The 322-nt window shown below is 40.4% G+C and carries 1 pseudogene; it reads left to right on the top strand.

Annotated elements, in window-relative coordinates:
* Nucleotides 1–307: pseudogene (locus ACY2RT_RS15320) on the top strand (zinc carboxypeptidase); the annotation flags it as partial.
* Nucleotides 308–322 lie beyond the last annotated feature (15 nt).

Genomic DNA, 322 nt, shown 5'->3' with positions numbered 1-322 from the left:
ACAAGACTATAATGTAGACCTAAGTTATTACCTTCCAAAAGATGTCAAGTATGATCCAAACATTCCAACACCTAAAAGTATTATTGGGCATGAGGTTGTAGATTGGCATATAACACATGACAAATTAATACAATATTTGTATGCCTTGGCGGAAGCCAGTGAGCGTATTACCGTCGAGAACCGCGGAACAACCTTTGAAGGTCGTCCCCTATTGCTGCGAACCATTATTCCTCTGGCCAATCATGCAAATATTGAAAGGATTAGAACAGATCATATAGCCTTAACTGAAGCCAATGCTGCAGCCTGAAATACAGCTTCCATG

This window comes from Ulvibacter sp. 2210JD10-4 (genome assembly GCF_058148525.1).
This window is presented reverse-complemented; position numbering and strand designations above follow the sequence as displayed.